Here is a 17,773-nt window from a genome sequence, read left to right as displayed (position 1 = left end):
CCGTTATAAACAAAAAGACAATTACAAGCCAGTATGTCTTTTCGTTTTTTCTCATAGATCCGGCGTAACGCCGGTAAATTCTCCTTAACAAAAGAGACCGCCAACCAAAGCATCTGCCGGTGCTTTCCTGACGGCCTCTTTTTTTCTCCCGAAACAACGTTTACTTCCGGAATTTTTCCACCCTGCTGCACTCCCGGTTTACCGCCGCCGCAAATGCGGTGCAGACGGATACAAGAAACAGGAAGCTTACAGCTGCCGCAAGTTCCCGTTTATCCGGAACTTTCCCTTTCCGACTGAACATCTGAATCCTCCCTTCTCATCCGTCATGATTGTAAATTCGTTGATGGTTTATCTCTTAAAACCGCATAAGGTTCTCTGGCTTAAAACCTGCTTCATTACTATAAAATAATCCGTTCCAGCAGACCCTGACAGCCCCGGCAAATATCCTGATATGCTTTTTCAAAATTTCTGGTGTACCACGGATCCTCAATTTTGGCCGTCGGTTTGTCCGTATATTCCATCAGGCAGTGTATTTTTTCTTCCGGATCGCCGCCAAGGATTCTGTTCATATAGTACATGTTTTCTTCGTCCATGCCAAGAAACAGATCGAAATTTCCGTAATCTTTTTTCTTCAGCTGTCTGGCCCGGTGGTCTCCGATCGGAATCCCGTGCTTTTCCAGCGTTTTCCTCATGGGCGGGTAGACCGGGTTTCCGATTTCCTCCATGGACGTAGCCGCCGAATCAATAAAAAATTTCTCTCCACAGCCTTTGCTGTCCACCATCCCCTGCAGAATATACTGGGCGGAAACAGACCTGCAGATATTGCCGTGACAGACGAAAAGTATTTTTATCATTAAAATTTCCTTCCTCAGATGCCGCAGAACGCCGCGTTTTGCGGGGTTTTGCGGCTTGATTTTTAAATTTGTAGATTTACACCACCCGCTGAAAATCTGAGTAGTAGGGCTTTGGACGGCAGTATGCGGCAGAAAGCGGTTTACCCTCGGCATTTCACAGCCGTTTTTTCGGACAGAAAATGTCGCTGTAACACATGAACCTTTTCTTTATCTTCTTAACACCAGCCTCAAGCGGTTCAAAGACTCGCAATATAAAAAGCGATGCATGGTTATCATTATTCACCTGCCACTCCAGTTTACCATGATATCAAAGACAGCAAAGACCCGGAAAGCATTGCTCTGGTGCATCCGCTCTCCGGGTCTAAATGATACAGGATCATTCTGATCACTTATGAAACGATTGCCGGCATACGCCACCGGGAGGTTATCCGATGACGGATAGATATTGTCAGCATCCTCTGTCAGCGTTTTGGAAAACAGCAGAATCCCTCCGATCATGTTCGGACAGATCGGGAGCATGTTGTCATTCCGCAGCAGGCTGGCGTAATATTCTCCGCTCGTCTTGTGCCAGAGCGCCGCAGGATTGATCCCTAGCAGATGGTTCACCGCATTTGTGATCATATTTGTTTCTTTGACAGTCTCGATCTCGCCGGTATTTTTATCCGTAAGTTCGAGAACCATCTGGTTAATGAATCCATATCACAGAATCATTCATGTTTAATCACGTTTTTTAAATAAAAAGGTTCGTACTGTCTGCTATAATAAAGAAATGCAAAATCAAATCACAACTATCATTCGTAAATAGGAGCAATTTATATGACCGACTCACAATTGACCCAGGCCCAGTCCTTCTGGACCCGCAAGGACGAAACTGAAAACAAACTGGATCCCGCTGCTCTCTACGACTGGATCAGCAGCTTCCTCTCCGCTCACAAGGTTCTTACCCTTGCGACCGGAACCGGGGATTATGTCCGCTGCACGCCGCTTGAATATACCTGGCATGATGATGCACTCTGGATTTTCACGGAAGGCGGGCTGAAGTTCAAAGGACTGAAGGAGAATAAGAACGTCGCTGCGGCGGTTTTCGAGACGAATGCCTCCTTCGGCGGACTAAAATCGCTGCAGATCGAGGGGATCGCGGAGATCGTGGACCTTTATTCCGATGAATATAACGCCGCTGCCGCTTTCCGAAAGATTCCGCTGCAGACACTGAAAAAGCTCCCGGAACCGATGTGGCTCCTGAAGATCACGCCGGCGGAGATTACCTGCCTGAACTCAGACTGGAAGAAGGAAGGCTTCGGCAGCCGACAGATATGGAAAAAATAAGAAATGTCCTACTGCGGCTGGTTTTCACCGAATGACGCGCAAAGCGAATATCACGAAAAATGGAGACCGCCGCCTGTTTTCAGGAAATCCGGGAGAAGCACGAAACCTTCTCGGACTATCTTTGGGGATTCACAGATAATAAAGCCGTGATATACAAGGGACACGAGACCGGCTTGATTCTGGCGAGCCATGCAAAAAGCCTGAGTCGTGCCCGCACGAACGAAAGCTTTTACCCGAAAAATTATTTGGCGGATACGCCACAGCGAGGAAATGCGAAAGCATTTTCGAACCTGGCTCGGACAGAGTTTATCGCTCCACTCCCTATATGAATCAAAGTCATATATGAACCCCTCTGCTCTTTATGAATGAAAGGGGTATTTGTCTTTCCGTGTCAGGTTCCTGGGCTTGTCTGTATCGAAACCGTGCTCGCTGTCCAGGAATTCACGGATCAGATACCGCGGTCTGGCTTTTGTCTCCAGGTAAATTTTTCCGATATATTCACCGATCACCCCAAGTGCCAGGAGAATCAATCCGCCGATTGCCCAGATCGAAATGGCAAGGAACGTCCATCCCGGCACGGTTGCTCCCATGGCGTAACGGATCAGAGAATAAATAAGGATGGCAATGCTGACAAGAAAAACCGCAATGCCCAGCTGTGAAATGATCCGGAGCGGCTCGATGGAGAGAGAAGTAATCCCCTCTACGGCAAAGCTGAGCATTTTTTTCAGCGGATACTTGCTTGTTCCGGCAAATCGCTCCGCTCTCTCGTAGTAGACCACATCAGAAGGATATCCGATCATCGGGACAATGCCCCTGAGGAAAAGATTCACCTCTCCGAATTCGGAGAGTCCGTCCAGCGCGCGGCGGCTCATGAGCCGAAAATCCGCGTGGTTGGAAACCGTGTTGGTCCCCATGTGCTTCATCAGGCTGTAAAACCCTTCCGCAGTTGTTCTTTTGAACCAGGTATCTGTCTTTCTGGCGGAGCGCACACCATAGACAATATCCGAACCGCTGTAGTATTTTTCCAGCATCCTGTCGCATGCATTGATGTCATCCTGAAGATCTGCGTCCATGGAGATTGCCATATCGCAGTAAGGGCGCACGGTCATCAGCCCCGCAAGCAGGGCATTCTGGTGTCCGCGGTTTCTGGAAAGGTTCACCCCTGAAAAGAGTCCGTCCTTTTCATGTAGGTTCCGGATTATCTCCCAGGTCCTGTCGCCGGATCCGTCGTTAACAAAAACAACCCTGCTGTCCCCGCTGATCATCCCGGACTTTATCAGCGCGTGCATTTTCTCCTGCAGTCTTCGTGCTGTTTCCGGAAGGACCTCTTCTTCATTATAACAGGGAATCACAAAATACAATTTATCGGCCACTTTTCTGCTTCCTTCCCCAGAGTATTCTCAGATTGCCGCATTTGCCACTGAAATATAATAAGGCATTATATAAAATTCCCGGTGCTTCGTACATGATACCCCTGGTTTTTCAGGCACTGTTCCAGCTCTTCCAGATCTCCGGAATGAATAACCGCAATCGGAACGGACAGCGCCCTGTCGTATGAAATATACAGGTAATCAATATTTGTATTGCTTTCATCAATAGACGCAAGAAGACGGTTCAGCCCGCCCGGCCTGTCTTCCAGATCTACGGCCATAACCAGATCCTTGTGCACCATATATCCACTTTGCGCCAGCCTCTTCTCCGCCAGGGCCGGGTCTGAAACGATCATCCGGACAATGCCGAACTCCGCGCTGTCATTTGTCACAAGTGCAATAATGTCAATTCCGGCATTTCCAAGAACATCTGTCAGTTTTCTCATCGCGCCTTTTCTGTTCTCTGCAAATATGGATATCTGTGCAATCATCCCTGCTGCCGCCTCTCCTCAAAAATCTATCTCCTGTTTCATCCCTTTTCAGGCATTGTTATTATAGCGAAACATCCGGTCTGCCGCAATGAACAGTCCGGACGTCTTTTAATTATTTATTGCTTTTCTATTTTTTTCCTGATAAAATAACGGCATGCGTAAGGGGCATTCCCAGATTCTGGGAATGTCTTTTGTTTTGCCCGGCGGCATTTCTCCTATTTACCGGAACCGGGCAGCAAAGCCTGCTATTCATCCGAGGATTTTTATATAAAGGCAGCAGGAGGTATATTCCATGTCTCGCAAGTATGAGGAAACCTATATATTCGAGGACGCACCTGTATGGAAGGCCATTGTCATTCTGGGCGTCCCAACCGTCATTACGCAGCTGATTAACATTATTTATAATTATGCCGATACATGGTTTGTGGGCAGAACCGGCAATCCGGCAATGGTGGCCAGCCTGTCTGTCACCATGCCAGTTTTTGTGATCATGGCAGCCCTGGCAAACCTGTTTGGAATTGGAGGTTCCAGCGTAATCAGCCGGAATCTGGGGCAGAAGAATCCGGAAAGAGCCAGAAAGGTTTTTGCCTTCTGCCTGTATGGAGGTCTGGCCTCTGCTATCGTTTACGCCCTGTTTATGTTTCTCTGCCGTTCATGGCTGATTCCGCTGATTGGAGGAGACAGCAGCTCCTATCCCTATGCCTACAGCTATATTTTCTGGACAATGGTGATCGGGGCCGTTCCAACCGTCGGCAACGTGCTCTGCGGGCATCTGATCCGTTCCATAGGAGCGGCAAAGGAGGCCGGATTTGGCATGTCCATGGGAGGGGTTCTGAATATTATTCTGGATCCGCTTTTTATGTTTGTGATCCTTCCCTCCGGAATGGAGGTCACAGGCGCGGCCATCGCAACCATGCTGTCTAATACAGCCTCTCTCGTATACTTCCTGATTTTTCTTTTCCGTCACCGGGACAATCCTGTGTTTACCGTCAATCCAAAAGACATTTCTTTTCAGGAACACATTCCGGGAGACGTCCTTACGATTGGATTTCCTGCCGCTCTGCAGACTACGCTGGCCATGGTGTCCAACATTTTCGCCAATGCCCTTGTGAAAACCTATGGAAGTGAAGCTGTGGCCGGAATGGGCGTGGCTAAAAAGATAAATATGATCGCATTTAATACCTCGATGGGACTGACGCAGGGAATTCTCCCTCTGATCGGCTACAGCTACGGCGCTAAAAACTACGAGCGGCTTCGGGAAGCAGTACGCAAAACAGGCATCATTGCTGTTATCTTCGGCTGTATCTGTACGGTGCTCTTCCGCCTTTTTGCCTCTCCCATGTGCCGTTTCTTTATTGATGAAGATGTCTCTGTCTCCTACGGAAGCACATTCCTCCAGACTATTGCTTTTGCGGCTCCGCTTGCTGCCATCTGCTATCTTTTTAACACAGTCTTTCAGGCAACAGGCAGAAAATTGCAGTCTTTCCTGCTCTCCACTCTGCGGAAGGGCTTCCTGGATGTACCGGGCATGTTTCTTTTCAGCAGCTTTCTTGGTGCTTTCGGTGTTGTCCTTGCCACTCCGATTGCAGAGGTCATTTCCACGGTTCTGGCCGTCATTCTATACATCCGCTTCCTGCAGGATTTCAAGACCGGGCCCGCCAAAGTTTCCCGCTAAGCAGTCGGGATTAAACCTTTGGCAAAGCTGTTCTTGTCGGTGTTGATCCGTCACTTTTCACAAGTATCTGTATCCCCGGCAAGCTGCTCCGGGCCAAAGCTCAGGGGCAGAAGCTCTTCCAGGGTATAGAGCCGGTATTCCTTCTCCGAAACGGCCAGGATAATCCGGAAGTCGTTTCTGCAGAATTCCCGCATGACCTGCCTGCACACGCCACAGGGAGGACAAAACTCCAGCTTCTCCGCATCTGCTTTTCCCCCGACGATGGCGATGGCGGAAAATTCACGTTTTCCTTCACTGACGGCCTTGAAAAAAGCCGTCCTCTCCGCGCAGTTTCCGGGAGTAAACGCCGCATTTTCAAGATTGCACCCGCACCAGACCGACCCGTCCCTGCACAAAAGGGCCGCCCCTACCGCGAAACCGGAATAAGGACAATACGCGTTTTCTCTTGCCTTCAAGGCTGCTTTAATCAGCATTTCTGCTGTCCCGGCACTGAAGTTTTCATTACCGTTTTTCTCTGTCGTTTTATCCTCCATACGATTCTTCCCCTGCTTTACATGAATGACCGCCAACGAGATGTTATTCCGGATTCTGCACTTCTCAGAAAATTCCTGTCACCAAAATTTCCACGCCGATAGCGATCAGGATAATCCCTCCCAGAACAGAGGCCTTCCCAGCCAGTTTTGTGCCAACCTTCTTCCCTATCTGAAGGCCTCCCATACAGATCAGAAATGTCACGGCAGCAATAATCAGAGATGCAGCCACCGCCATTTTTCCGCTGTATTCCGAGATAGTAAACCCAACCGAAAGCGCGTCGATAGATGTGGCTATTCCCTGCACCAGCAGCGTCCCTTTTCCAAGCCGTTTGCCTGACTCCCCGTCCTCTTCCTTATTTCTGATTCCTTCCATCAGCATTTTACCACCGATATAGAGTAGCAGGAACAAGGCAATCCAGGGAATGAATTTCTGGAAAGCATTGAAGTAAGACACGATCGTATGGACACAGATCCAGCCGATGACAGGCATCAGAAACTGAAATCCGGCATAAACAAGCGCAATTCCCGTCATTCTCTTTCTGCCCATTTCCGGCTCGTTCAAGCCGTTTGCCATGGAAACCGAGAAAGCATCCATGGCCAGTCCGATTCCCAGCAGTACACTGTTTAGAAAAAATAAACCACTCATTTTTATTCTCCTCCATTTTGACGGCACCGGAAGAATTTTTCATCAAGGCGCAGTAAGTGCTGCTGCAAATTTCAGCATCATAAAGATAAAACAGCCTGACAGAAAGCAGGCCTGAAAAAAGCAGCTGTGCAAAAGCACAGCTGCCATTGAATACAATATTACCCATGCAGAACTTTTGCCCACATGAGTCTCGCAATCTAAGACAAGCCAGATGAAAGGTTCATCAGTGTGTTGACTTGCCACGTTTTTTTAGTATAGCAACGTCTGCTACTCCCTCATTTCGAATAACCTTAGCAAAGCTCCTCCAGGTTAGTCAATGATAACCGCTCTGCCTCTTATTGTTCTCCCTCTTCTCCTGCATTCTCTTCTTTCTGTTCCTCCGGTTCATATTTTTTCAGAACCGGTGTGTAAAGAACGGCGCAGATATAACCGGGCAGAGTAAAAAACATCAGAGGAATTAAAAAGGCCACATAAGCCAACCATTTCCAGATCGCATACCAGAATACAAGATGCGTCAGGATCATGAAAATGGATGTCTTACTATGCGCAAACATGATCAGAACCGTATTTTTGTACAGCTGACGGATATTGGTTTCAAATCTGGCGAGAAGAGGAAACAAAAACAGCAGAAACGGAAGCAGAAGGATGAACGCCACAAGAACTGCAATACCTGCGGCAGTCAGACTGCCGTTTTCATCTCTCCCGAAAAAGACAAAAATCCCGGCATACAGAAGAAGGAATGGCAAAACAGTCAGCCACACAAGCGTTGCCTGCCGGAAATTCTGCTTAAATGCCCTGAAAAAAGATTTCGCAATGTACCCCTCCTCATTCCGAACCATATGCAGAAGGACATAATGCATGGCTGTAAAAGATGCCCCCGCCGTCACGATCGGAAGCGCACAGATCATCGTCAGAATATTCAGCCAGACAATATCAAACAATTTGGTTAAAAATCTGGACACCGGACTGTCCATATTAAAAAACTTCATTTTTTGCGTTTATCCCTTCATACGAAATGATATACTGTATAAGTCAGTCGCAAAGCAGGGACGGATGCATGCTTGCATGCACATCCGGACATGCTTTAGCGACGACAACAGGTATGAGCATGGAGTGACGCGAAGCGGCACGGGAATGCGAATACCTGTTAGCGGCACGAAAGCTGCGCAGCAGCGTAGTGACGCGAGGACTTATACAGTATCTGCAGGTCCAGTCGCAAAGCAGGGACGGATGCATGCTTGCATGCACATCCGGACGTGCTTTAGCGACGACAACAGGTATAAAAAAGCATACCGTTTTCTTACCCGAAAAGCAAGACGCCCTTATCAGTACGAGGATTCAAAGTGAACACTGGAAGCATGTCAGAAACTAGAAAAAAAGCAGCCTTTTTTAACGGTGTCAGGGACGGCATTCCCATTGCCCTGGGATATCTGGCCGTTTCATTTTCGCTGGGCATCGCGGCAAAAAAGGCCGGACTGAACGCTTTTCAGGGCTTTCTGGCCAGCATTCTTAACGTTGCTTCTGCCGGTGAATATGCAGGCTTTACCATGATTGCTTCAGATTCCTCCTATCTGTCCATTGCCCTTATTACTCTGATTACAAACGCGCGGTATCTTCTGATGAGTACCGTGCTCAGCCAGCGCACCGCTCCGGATATGAAGCCGGTTCACCGTTTTTTTGTAAGCTACGGAATCACAGACGAAATCTTTGCAATTTCTGTCGCCCGGCCGGGATATCTGGATCCCTGGTATCACTACGGGGCCATTGCCATTTCCGTACCCCTCTGGTCCATAGGCACGGCACTTGGAATTATCGCGGGAAATATGCTCTCTGTGCGGCTTGTCAGTGCGTTTTCCGTTGCCTTATATGGGATGTTTCTCGCTATCTTTATCCCGCCAATGAAGAAGGATCGTACCGTCCGCGTTCTGATTCCCGTGTGTTTTGCCGCCAGCTATTTATGTTCTGTGCTGCCGGGAATACGCACCGTATCCTCCGGTACAAGAATCATCCTCTTAACACTTGTCATTGCCGGAGCCGCGGCTGCCATCCGCCCTATACCGGAAGAAAAAGAGCCTGGCCAGGCGGCTGAAGAAAAAACAGGTATTCCGGAGGAAAAGTAAGCCATGACACATAATATCTACATCTATATTTTAATCATGTTCCTGGTGAGCATTACAATCCGGCTGCTTCCCATGACCATTTTCCGGAAGCCGATCCGGAACCGTTTCGTGCGCTCTTTCCTGTACTATGTCCCCTACGTGACGCTGGCGGTCATGACGTTTCCAGCGATAATAACCGCCACACAGCATCCCGTGGCAGGGCTTCTGGCGCTTATTGCCGGGGTAGCCGTTGCCTGGGCGGGCGGAAACCTGTTTGTCGTCGCCGCCATCTGCTGCGCCGTCGTTTACATCGCAGAACTGTTCCTCCTGTGAGTCCTGTTAGCGGCACGAAAGCTGCGCAGCAGCGTAGTGACGCAGGGACTTATACAGCATAAAATGGCCGTAAAAGAATGGCCGGATTGCATGAAGGCATGCGTCCGGCCATTCTTTCACATCAGCAGCTATATCCTGTCAGATGATATCATCCCTGTGCACATAACCGGGGTTTTCCGGAGTGGAAACCAGTTCCTTGACGTGGATGATATTCGCCCATTTATCAATCACCTGATTCTCCACCGTGACATCTTCTCCGATGACGGAATACGCCAGTATCACGCTGTTCCGAATGACCGCGCCCTTGGAAACGGTAACGCCACGGCCGATGATGGAATTCTCAATCGTTCCTTCCACCAGACACCCGTTAGAGACGAAGGAATTGGTGACCTTCGCTCCGTCCATATACTTAGTCGGGCAGGAGTCTGTTGTTCTGGTATAAATGGGCCAGTTGTTTTCAAACAGAACCTTCGCCACGTTGTAGTCCAGCATTTCCATCTGTGCCTTATAGTAGCTGCGGAAATCTGTAATTGCCGCAAAAAATCCCCTGTGCGCGACGCCACGGATATCCAGATCATTGCAGGAATCATTAACGATCTGTACCAGCTGATAAATAGAAGACACCTTCTTCGCCCTGCTGATCAGATCCAGGAACAGATCCTTTTTCATGATATAGGTATCCATGAAGATGTTCTTTTCCTTCGCCGTGCCGCTGTTTCTCTCCAAAGAGAGAACCCCCTTCTGCTTATTCAGGTTCACAACATAGGTATTCAGGAAATTTTCTCTGGCATCATCTGTTTTATGATACAGAAGCGTGATATCCGCCCCGCTCTCCAGATGTGTCTGCAGAAGCGCGTTAAAGTCCTGCCGGAACACCATATAACTTGGAGTAATGACTACATATGGCTGTGGCATCCGCTGAATAATCTCAATGTTTTCCTGAAACGCGTTGATATCCGTATTGTACAGATTATCCTTTCTTGCCGAATCGGAAAACAGCATCTGAACCTTGCCGTGCTTGGAATTGATGTTATAATGGCGTCCGGTTCCCACATGCTCTACCAGAGAGCGCGGATTGTTGTCGCCAATATAAACATGAATCCGGTCAATATCGCTGTTGCTCATGTTGGAAATCGGAAAATCTATGACCCGGTATCTTCCGAGAAAAGAAAACGCACCGACCGGACGGTATTTTTCCATTTCCTCCACGCGGGTTAATTTTGAAGCCGATGTAATAATGCCAAATGCCTGTTCCATCTTACTCGTCCCCCTTTACTCGTTTTGCGACAAGTGTGATCTCCGCACTGTCCTTGCTTCCCACGACTGCATTCTTTCCGATGTGTACATTAGGAGCCACAAGAGCCCTGGTAACAACCGCTCCCTCTTCCACGACAGCGCCAGGCATAATAACACTGTCAATAACCTTTGCTCCGGGACACACCTGCGAGTTGGTAAACAGAACAGACTTGGTGACATCTCCCTCCACCCGGCAGCCCTGGGTGATATAGGCGACATCAATATGGGCATTCGGCCCGATGTACTGCGGAAGCGCTGTTACATCCTCCGTATAGATTTTCCATGCGTGATCGTCCAGATTCAGCGCGTTTCCGGGATCCAGCAGATCCATGTTCGCCTCCCACAGCGAATCAATCGTTCCTACATCCTTCCAGTATCCCTTAAACTGCCAGGCGTACAGTTTCTTTCCCTCTCTCAGCAGCTCCGGAATAACGTCTTTTCCGAAATCATGGCTGGAATCCGGGTTCTTCATATCGGCAACCAGAATTCTGCGGAGAAGCTTCCAGTTAAAAATATAGATGCCCATGGACGCAAGATTGCTCTTCGGATGCTCCGGCTTTTCTTCAAACTCAACAATCTGTCCATCCTCGCCGGTGTTCATAATGCCAAACCGGCTGGCTTCCTTCATCGGGACTCCGATTACCGCTATCGTTGCGTCTGCTCCCTTTTCCTTATGGTACTGAAGCATCTTGTCGTAATTCATCTTATAGATATGATCTCCGGACAGAATCAAAAGGTATTCCGGATCATAATTATCAACGAACCCGATATTCTGTGAAATCGCATCGGCGGTGCCGCGGTATACGTCCAGAGCCGCATCCGCTCTCTCCATGGGCGGTAAGACAAACACACCGCTGTCCTTGGTGTCCAATCCCCAGCGTCCGGAGTATGCCACGTAGCTGTTCAGCAGAACCGACTCATACTGGGTGAGAACGCCGACCACATCAATCCCGCTGTTTGCGCAGTTAGAGAGGGGAAAATCCACAATACGGTATTTCCCGCCAAAAGATACTGCAGGCTTGGCAACTTTGCTAGTCAGGTCCTTCAGCCGGCTTCCGCGGCCGCCGGCAAGAATCATTGCCAACATTTCACTTTGCATAGGAAAATGACCTCCTCTTTCATTTTGATACACCGCCTCCTGACAGAGAACAGCAAACTTTACTAATTAACATTGTACAACATACCCTTTGTTCTAGCCAGTCTTTTTGATAAAAATACACAAAAATCTGCACAAAAAAAGTGTTCCTTTGCCGACGGCATTTATTCACACTGCCACAAAGAAAACACCTGTATGATCATTTTTCCTCCTGCGGATCTGCCCTGCGGAACCGCAGGGTAATGGAGGTTCCCTTTCCCGGACGGCTGTTTGCCTGAATGGTCGCATGATGCAGCCCCGCGCCATGCTTCACGATCGAAAGCCCCAGCCCGGTACCTCCCACCGCTTTGGAGTGGCTCTTGTCCACCCGGTAAAAGCGCTCGAATACATGTTTCAGATCCTTCGCCGGAATTCCAATCCCGTTATCTTCCACGCAGACGCTGACATGGTTCGGCGTGGTCGCTATTCTTACCAGGACCTTGCCGCCTGCTTTGTTATATTTAATGGCATTATCGCACAGATTAAAAATCATCTCCGTCACCACCTGGCGGACGCCTTTTATTTTTCCGTGATCTCCATCCAGAATCAGGCGGATATCTTTTTTATCTGCCTCCGGTTTCAGCCGGTTCAGAATTTCGCCGGAAAGCGCGTAGGTATCAATAATCTCCCACTCGTACTCCATCTTTTCATCGTCCAGACGGCTCAGCTTAATGATGTCGTTCACCAGGGAGATCAGCCTGCTGGCTTCCTCGTAGATAGATTTGGAGAAATCTTTGACGGTTTCTTCGGGAACGCCCCCGTCCTTCATAATTTCAGCGAAGCCGGAAATGGAGGTAAGCGGAGTTTTCAACTCATGCGAAACATTTGCCGTGAAATCGCGTCGAAACGTCTCTCTCCGGACACTTTCGCTGTGTTCCCGTTCCCGGATCAGCATCTGCTGTCTGGATATTCTCTCCAGAAGAGGCGAAAGCTCTTCATAGGTCTGATTATTTTCCGGCTCATCCAGATCCAGATGATTCAGCGGCCCCAGTATCTTTTTGGAGACTTTCATGGAAAGAAACAGGGACAGCATAATGGCAACCATGAAAATAATAATGGCCGGCTGCAGCAGTCTGCGCAGCAGCATCCAGACGGAACTGAGGTTCTGCGCCACCCGGATGACCGAACCGTCCGGCAGCTTCTTCGCGAAATAAATCGTCTCCCTTGTCAGCGTAGTCGAGCGCCGGATGCTTTGTCCGCTTCCGCTTTGAACAGCCTCTTCAATCTCCGAGCGGTCTGAATGATTTTCCATCGTATCCACATCGGCTTCATTATCAAACAGGACCGTCCCATCCGCATCGATCAGAGTAATCCGGCTTGTGCTGTCCACATGATTCAGGTAACTGATGCCGTTGGTCTCCACCCCTGCGGACAGAATAGACGCCTCTTCCTGCAGGTTGTCCAGGGTTTCATTTTCAAAAAAGCGGAACAGGTAGACCACTGTCATCCCCATGCTGATCAACACAATAATCAGTGATACCAGAAAAGTATACTTGAAGATTTCGTTGCTGAGCGGCCCCTTTGTATGTCTTCCGGATCCCCTGCCGTTTCCCGGTTCTCCCGGCGCATGAATATCCGTCCCGGGTTTTTGTTTGTATTCTCTTTCATCCGGAAACTGTTCCGGTGCGATTCCTGCTGTCTGCATTCTACCGATCCTCTGCATGCATAGCGTCTGCCTGTTCATTCCTTGGCAAGCTTATATCCGATTCCCTTGACTGTCTGGATATAGCTTCCCGCCTTCTTGCCCAGCTTCACGCGCAGCTTGCGGATATGCACATCCAGCGTTCGGGATTCCCCGTAATATTCTCCCCATACCCTGGAGAGCAGCTGTTCGCGGCTTACTACTTTTCCCTTTGCCTCCAGCAAAACCATCAGCAGATTAAATTCCTTATAAGAAAGAGTCACTTCTTTCCCTCCGACTTTAATGATGTGCCTGGAGGGATCCACATAAAGGGTTCCTACCTTATATTCCTCCTCCGGAATTGCTTTTTCCGGTTTCTCGTCCATCAAGGAAGGCATTCTCCTGCTTCTCCTGAGCACGGCGCGCACACGGGAAGTAAGCTCCACAATACCAAAAGGCTTGGCAATATAATCATCCGCTCCGCTGTCCAGACCGGTCACCTTATCGTACTCGCTGCTTTTTGCGGTGAGCATGATAACAGGAAGATCTGCCGTGTTGATATCCTGGCGCAGCCGGTGAAGAATGCTGAGCCCGTCCTCCTCCGGAAGCATAATATCCAGCAGAATCAGATCCGGCTGTTTTTTCTCCATTGCCTTATAAAACTTCTTAGGCGTAGGGAATCCCTCCGCCTCAAAGCCCTCCCGGACCAGAGCATAACTTACGAGCTTCCGAATATTATCATCATCCTCCAGAATATAAATCATACCGGCAGAGTTCCTTTCCTTCTTCTCTCCCCGACTCGTCTCTGAATCCTGATCCATCCTGTCATCTGCCATAATTATAAAGCCTCTTCCGTGCTGCCTCAGCTGCCTCCGTTTACATTGTTTGCATTGGTTAACATTCTAATGTTAACTCAAACTGTCTATTGCAGTTTACCATGTCCATGTTAACTCTAATACCCGGATAATGTAAATTCTATATTAACCTCCTCAGCTCTCGGAATTTTTCCTGTATCTGTCTGTATACTGCAGACGCAGCTGTCCTTTTACAATGAAGGTCACCCAGGAAGCAATATTGGCGGAATGATCGGCCATGCGCTCCACGTATTTGTTGATCATGAGATAATCCAGAAATTGATCTGTATGCCCCGGATTTTTCTGGATCTCTGCACTGATTTCCTTCATGATGACATCAAAATCCCTGTCTACTACTTCATCATTGCGGATAACCGCGGCGGCGAGCTTTGTGTCTCCATTGAAAAAGCTCTCGATGGTGTCACTGACCATATCGCGCATCGTATCAAACATACCGGTGAATGCCACCGGGACATGTACCTCCGGCCCTGCCGCAATCCTCTTGATGTACATAGAAATATCGCTGCAGTTGTCCGCGATGCGCTCCAGATCGGAAATCATACGCATATAAGAAGCTATTTTTCTCCAGTCAGACGCAATCGGCGCCTGCTTGACAACAATCTCGATGCACCTTTCTTCAATCAGGCTCTCGTAGTGGTCAATAATATCGTCGTGCTGCATAATCTGATTGGCACGCTCTGTATCAAGCCCGGAGAAAGCCTCCACCGTCATATCAATCGCCCTTTTTACCTCCGTACCCATGGCCCGGATCTGGCTGCTGATATCCCGAAGTTCCTCATCATACTCTATTCTTGTAGCCATATCTTTTCCTTTTCCCGTATAAAAAACAATACCGCCTGTTCTCTCCCGCTCCGCAGAATCAGCCGAACCTTCCTGTGATGTATTCTTCGGTCTTTTTGTTTGTCGGATTCAGGAAAATCTGCTTTGTTTCGCCCGCCTCTATCAGCTCTCCCAGAAGGAAGAAAGCGGTTACGTCGGAAATACGGTTTGCCTGCTGCATATTATGTGTAACCATAACGATGGTATATTTTTTCTTCAGTTCGAGGCACAAATCCTCAATCTTTGCAGTGGAGATCGGATCCAGGGCTGAAGTAGACTCATCCATCAGCAGTACCTCCGGTTCCACGGCAAGCGCACGCGCGATGCAGAGTCTCTGCTGCTGGCCTCCGCTCATGCCAAGAGCGCTGGTTTTCAGCCTGTCCTTGCACTCATCCCAGAGCGCGGCCTGCTGCAGAGACCGCTCTACAATCTCGTCCAGCTTTGCGTGGCTGCGGATTCCGTGGATTCTCGGTCCGTAAGCAACATTATCATAAATAGACATCGGGAACGGATTGGCCTTCTGGAACACCATCCCGACTCTCTTCCGCAGAATGTTGGCATCCATATCCTTGTAGATATCCACACCGTTCAGTGTGACTTTTCCCTCAATCCGGCAGCTCTTTACCAGATCATTCATACGGTTAAGCGTCTTCATGAAAGTGGATTTTCCGCAGCCGGAAGGTCCGATCAGCGCGGTAATCTGGTGTTCTTCAATGCTCAGATTGATATCCTTCAGCGCCTGGTGATCTCCGTACCAGAGATTCAGATTTTCACTTTGAATAATTGTTGCCATAATTTCTCCTTAATCCTCATTCTGCGTCGGACGGCGCAATTTTTTTGCCACCAGTTTGGCTGCCATATTGATAAGAAATGTAAGCACCAGAAGAATCAGCGCGATGGCAAATGCCACATCAAATTCTCCCCGCTCCTTTGCATACATATACAAAGCTACCGTCAGCGTTGACCCGGCATGTCCGGGCTGAATGGCTTCTCCCAGGTTCATAATCTCGTTTGCCATGCCCGCCGTAAACAGAAGGGCGGCAGATTCTCCTACGATACGTCCGATTGCCAGAATACATCCGGTCACAATACCGTCGATAGAGGAAGGCAGAACGACAGTCCGTATCATATACCACTTGCCCGCTCCAAGCGCCAGGCCTCCCTCCCGGTAGCTGTCCGGCACGGTTTTCAGGCTTTCCTGCGTCGTACGGATGATGGTGGGGAGCGTCATAATTACCAGGGTAAGGGCGCCCGCCAGAAGGCTGGTTCCAAGGCTGAAGAACTGCACAAAAATCAGCATGCCGGCCAGACCATAAATAATGGAGGGGATTCCGGCCAGTGTCTCTGTCGCAAATTCAATAACGCTGACCAGCTTGGCATTGGCTGCGTATTCCGTCAGATAAACCGCGGTGCCGACGCCCAGCGGAAGAACCAGAACCAGCGTCATCAGCACGATATAGAGCGTATTCAGGATATTCGGAAGAATTCCGATGGTGTCATTCAAAAGGCTCGGACTGGTGCTGACAAGCGTCCAGGTAACATGTGCCGCTCCGCGATAGATGATATAACCGATCATGCATGCCAGAAGCGCCAGAATAATAACAAAGGATACCCGCATGAGTCCCTGGAGCACACCGATCTTTACTCTTCTGGAAGAAGAGATTTTACCGTTTTCCGGAGGAACGCTCCCATTCTTCCCGTCCGCTGTTTTGGCCACCGGCCTGCTGATACTCTGGGGATCTGCCGCGGAATATGTAATCATATCAGATTTCATTTATTTTTCTCCTTCTTGAATACGAAATTCAGCAACAGAGTAATAATCATAATGAAGATAAACAGCACCAGGGCAATTGAGAAAAGCGCCTGTCTCTGCAGGCCGGAAGAATAAGACATCTCACTGGCCACAGCAGTTGTAAGGAACCGGACGCTCTTGAAAAGTCCCGGCATATTGGCCACATTTCCGGACACCATCATGACAGCCATTGCTTCCCCGATCGCACGCCCGACACCGAGGACAACCGCAGAGGCAATTCCGCTTTTTGCGGCCGGAACAGATACCTTAAAAACAGTCTCCGTATAAGTCGCGCCAAGTGCCAGGCTTGCTTCCTCATATTCGCGCGGAACCGCCAGAAGAGAAGTTTCCGATACGCTGATTACGTTTGGAAGCACCATGACAGAAAGAACGATGATGGCGGAAAACAGATTGGCGCCGTCCGGAAGATGGAAAATTGTCCGGACTGCAGGGACAATAAGGATCATGCCGACAAGACCGTAAACCACGGAAGGAATGCCGGCAAGAAGCTCAACCGCGGACCGAATCAGCTCTGCCAGTCTGCTGCCTGCAAATTTGGAAAGATAAATGGCGCATAAAAGTCCGACCGGTACAGCAAGAAGAACCGCTCCGAAGGTTCCGTATACGGATGTCAGTATAAACGGAAGAATTCCGAATTTCGGATCTGCCGCAGTAGATGCCCAGACAGTTCCAAACAGAAATTTGAAAATTCCTATGGTTCCGATTGCCGGTACACCGGACACAACCAGAAATAAGGTAATAAACAAAACAAAGGCAACCGACAGCATTCCGCAGATGAAAAAGATAAGACTCATTGCCTTCTCTGCCGGATTTTTAGCTTTCTTTACATTCATGGATTACAGAACCCCTCCAGGCAGCTTTTCTGCCATAACTGACGAATTCCCGAA

Annotated in this window: 20 protein-coding genes; 4 read left to right on the top strand and 16 right to left on the bottom strand. The window is 49.0% G+C overall.

Annotated features, from left to right (window positions below):
* Positions 1 to 160: 160 nt before the first annotated feature.
* From FYJ60_RS03245 to FYJ60_RS03235, 3 genes are all read right to left on the bottom strand, one after another.
* Positions 161 to 301, bottom strand: a complete 141-nt coding sequence (locus FYJ60_RS03245; protein ID WP_154457146.1) for a hypothetical protein — start codon at positions 299 to 301, stop codon at positions 161 to 163.
* 97 nt (positions 302 to 398) lie between these two features.
* Positions 399 to 854 (bottom strand): low molecular weight protein-tyrosine-phosphatase, encoded by a 456-nt coding sequence (locus FYJ60_RS03240; RefSeq protein ID WP_154457145.1) that lies wholly within the window; start codon positions 852 to 854, stop codon positions 399 to 401.
* 279 nt (positions 855 to 1,133) lie between these two features.
* Positions 1,134 to 1,535: a hypothetical protein gene (locus FYJ60_RS03235; RefSeq protein WP_154457144.1), complete on the bottom strand. Its 402-nt coding sequence runs from the start codon at positions 1,533 to 1,535 to the stop codon at positions 1,134 to 1,136.
* A 135-nt stretch (positions 1,536 to 1,670) separates the two neighbouring features.
* Here FYJ60_RS03235 and FYJ60_RS03230 point away from each other — a divergent pair, with 135 nt between their 5' ends.
* Positions 1,671 to 2,180, top strand: a complete 510-nt coding sequence (locus FYJ60_RS03230; protein WP_154457143.1) for a pyridoxamine 5'-phosphate oxidase family protein — start codon at positions 1,671 to 1,673, stop codon at positions 2,178 to 2,180.
* A 359-nt stretch (positions 2,181 to 2,539) separates the two neighbouring features.
* Here the strand turns inward: FYJ60_RS03230 and FYJ60_RS03225 are convergent, their stop codons facing one another.
* Complete coding sequence (locus FYJ60_RS03225; protein ID WP_330579092.1) at positions 2,540 to 3,553, bottom strand: glycosyltransferase family 2 protein; 1,014 nt, start codon at positions 3,551 to 3,553, stop codon at positions 2,540 to 2,542.
* Positions 3,554 to 3,618: 65 nt separating this feature from the next.
* Entirely contained in the window at positions 3,619 to 4,041 is a 423-nt protein-coding gene (locus FYJ60_RS03220; RefSeq protein ID WP_154457142.1) for an amino acid-binding protein, read from the bottom strand.
* A gap of 292 nt (positions 4,042 to 4,333) precedes the next feature.
* On the opposite strand from FYJ60_RS03220, the gene FYJ60_RS03215 reads away from it, so the two are divergent.
* Positions 4,334 to 5,716 carry an MATE family efflux transporter gene (locus FYJ60_RS03215; protein WP_154457141.1) on the top strand — a complete coding sequence of 461 codons (1,383 nt, stop codon included), beginning with the start codon at positions 4,334 to 4,336 and terminating at the stop codon, positions 5,714 to 5,716.
* Positions 5,717 to 5,766: 50 nt separating this feature from the next.
* Here FYJ60_RS03215 and FYJ60_RS03210 read toward each other — a convergent pair whose 3' ends face one another.
* From FYJ60_RS03210 to FYJ60_RS03200, 3 genes are all read right to left on the bottom strand, one after another.
* On the bottom strand, positions 5,767 to 6,249 hold the full coding sequence (locus tag FYJ60_RS03210) for a cytidine deaminase (protein WP_154457140.1): 483 nt from the start codon (positions 6,247 to 6,249) through the stop codon (positions 5,767 to 5,769).
* A gap of 64 nt (positions 6,250 to 6,313) precedes the next feature.
* Complete coding sequence (locus FYJ60_RS03205; RefSeq protein ID WP_408609142.1) at positions 6,314 to 6,901, bottom strand: manganese efflux pump MntP; 588 nt, start codon at positions 6,899 to 6,901, stop codon at positions 6,314 to 6,316.
* Between the two features lie 329 nt (positions 6,902 to 7,230).
* Positions 7,231 to 7,884: a YesL family protein gene (locus FYJ60_RS03200; RefSeq protein ID WP_154457138.1), complete on the bottom strand. Its 654-nt coding sequence runs from the start codon at positions 7,882 to 7,884 to the stop codon at positions 7,231 to 7,233.
* Between the two features lie 369 nt (positions 7,885 to 8,253).
* Between FYJ60_RS03200 and FYJ60_RS03195 the strand changes: the two genes are divergently transcribed.
* Both FYJ60_RS03195 and FYJ60_RS03190 read left to right on the top strand, forming a co-directional pair.
* A complete protein-coding gene (locus tag FYJ60_RS03195) occupies positions 8,254 to 9,015 on the top strand; it encodes an AzlC family ABC transporter permease (RefSeq protein WP_154457137.1) in 762 nt (253 codons plus the stop codon).
* A 3-nt stretch (positions 9,016 to 9,018) separates the two neighbouring features.
* Positions 9,019 to 9,327 (top strand): AzlD domain-containing protein, encoded by a 309-nt coding sequence (locus tag FYJ60_RS03190; RefSeq protein WP_154457136.1) that lies wholly within the window; start codon positions 9,019 to 9,021, stop codon positions 9,325 to 9,327.
* A 138-nt stretch (positions 9,328 to 9,465) separates the two neighbouring features.
* On the opposite strand, the gene glgD is transcribed toward FYJ60_RS03190, so the two are convergent.
* From glgD to pstC, 8 genes are all read right to left on the bottom strand, one after another.
* On the bottom strand, positions 9,466 to 10,584 hold the full coding sequence (gene glgD, locus FYJ60_RS03185) for a glucose-1-phosphate adenylyltransferase subunit GlgD (protein WP_154457135.1): 1,119 nt from the start codon (positions 10,582 to 10,584) through the stop codon (positions 9,466 to 9,468).
* 1 nt (position 10,585) lies between these two features.
* Entirely contained in the window at positions 10,586 to 11,722 is a 1,137-nt protein-coding gene (locus tag FYJ60_RS03180) for a glucose-1-phosphate adenylyltransferase (protein ID WP_154457134.1), read from the bottom strand.
* A gap of 196 nt (positions 11,723 to 11,918) precedes the next feature.
* The gene (locus FYJ60_RS03175; RefSeq protein ID WP_205838939.1) at positions 11,919 to 13,403 is read right to left on the bottom strand and encodes a sensor histidine kinase; all 1,485 of its coding nucleotides are present in this window, start codon (positions 13,401 to 13,403) and stop codon (positions 11,919 to 11,921) included.
* Positions 13,404 to 13,438: 35 nt separating this feature from the next.
* Entirely contained in the window at positions 13,439 to 14,143 is a 705-nt protein-coding gene (locus FYJ60_RS03170; RefSeq protein ID WP_154457556.1) for a response regulator transcription factor, read from the bottom strand.
* A gap of 225 nt (positions 14,144 to 14,368) precedes the next feature.
* Complete coding sequence (phoU, locus tag FYJ60_RS03165; protein ID WP_154457132.1) at positions 14,369 to 15,055, bottom strand: phosphate signaling complex protein PhoU; 687 nt, start codon at positions 15,053 to 15,055, stop codon at positions 14,369 to 14,371.
* 58 nt (positions 15,056 to 15,113) lie between these two features.
* Positions 15,114 to 15,866, bottom strand: a complete 753-nt coding sequence (gene pstB, locus FYJ60_RS03160; RefSeq protein ID WP_154457131.1) for a phosphate ABC transporter ATP-binding protein PstB — start codon at positions 15,864 to 15,866, stop codon at positions 15,114 to 15,116.
* A gap of 9 nt (positions 15,867 to 15,875) precedes the next feature.
* Positions 15,876 to 16,847, bottom strand: a complete 972-nt coding sequence (gene pstA / locus FYJ60_RS03155; RefSeq protein ID WP_330579090.1) for a phosphate ABC transporter permease PstA — start codon at positions 16,845 to 16,847, stop codon at positions 15,876 to 15,878.
* Positions 16,844 to 17,719, bottom strand: a complete 876-nt coding sequence (gene pstC / locus FYJ60_RS03150) for a phosphate ABC transporter permease subunit PstC (RefSeq protein ID WP_154457130.1) — start codon at positions 17,717 to 17,719, stop codon at positions 16,844 to 16,846. Before pstC ends, pstA begins: the two co-directional genes overlap by 4 nt.
* Positions 17,720 to 17,773 lie beyond the last annotated feature (54 nt).

This window comes from Bilifractor porci, from assembly GCF_009696005.1.
Taxonomy (GTDB): domain Bacteria; phylum Bacillota; class Clostridia; order Lachnospirales; family Lachnospiraceae; genus Bilifractor; species Bilifractor porci.
Note: the sequence above shows the minus strand (reverse complement) of the source record. Positions and strands in the feature narration are given on the sequence as shown.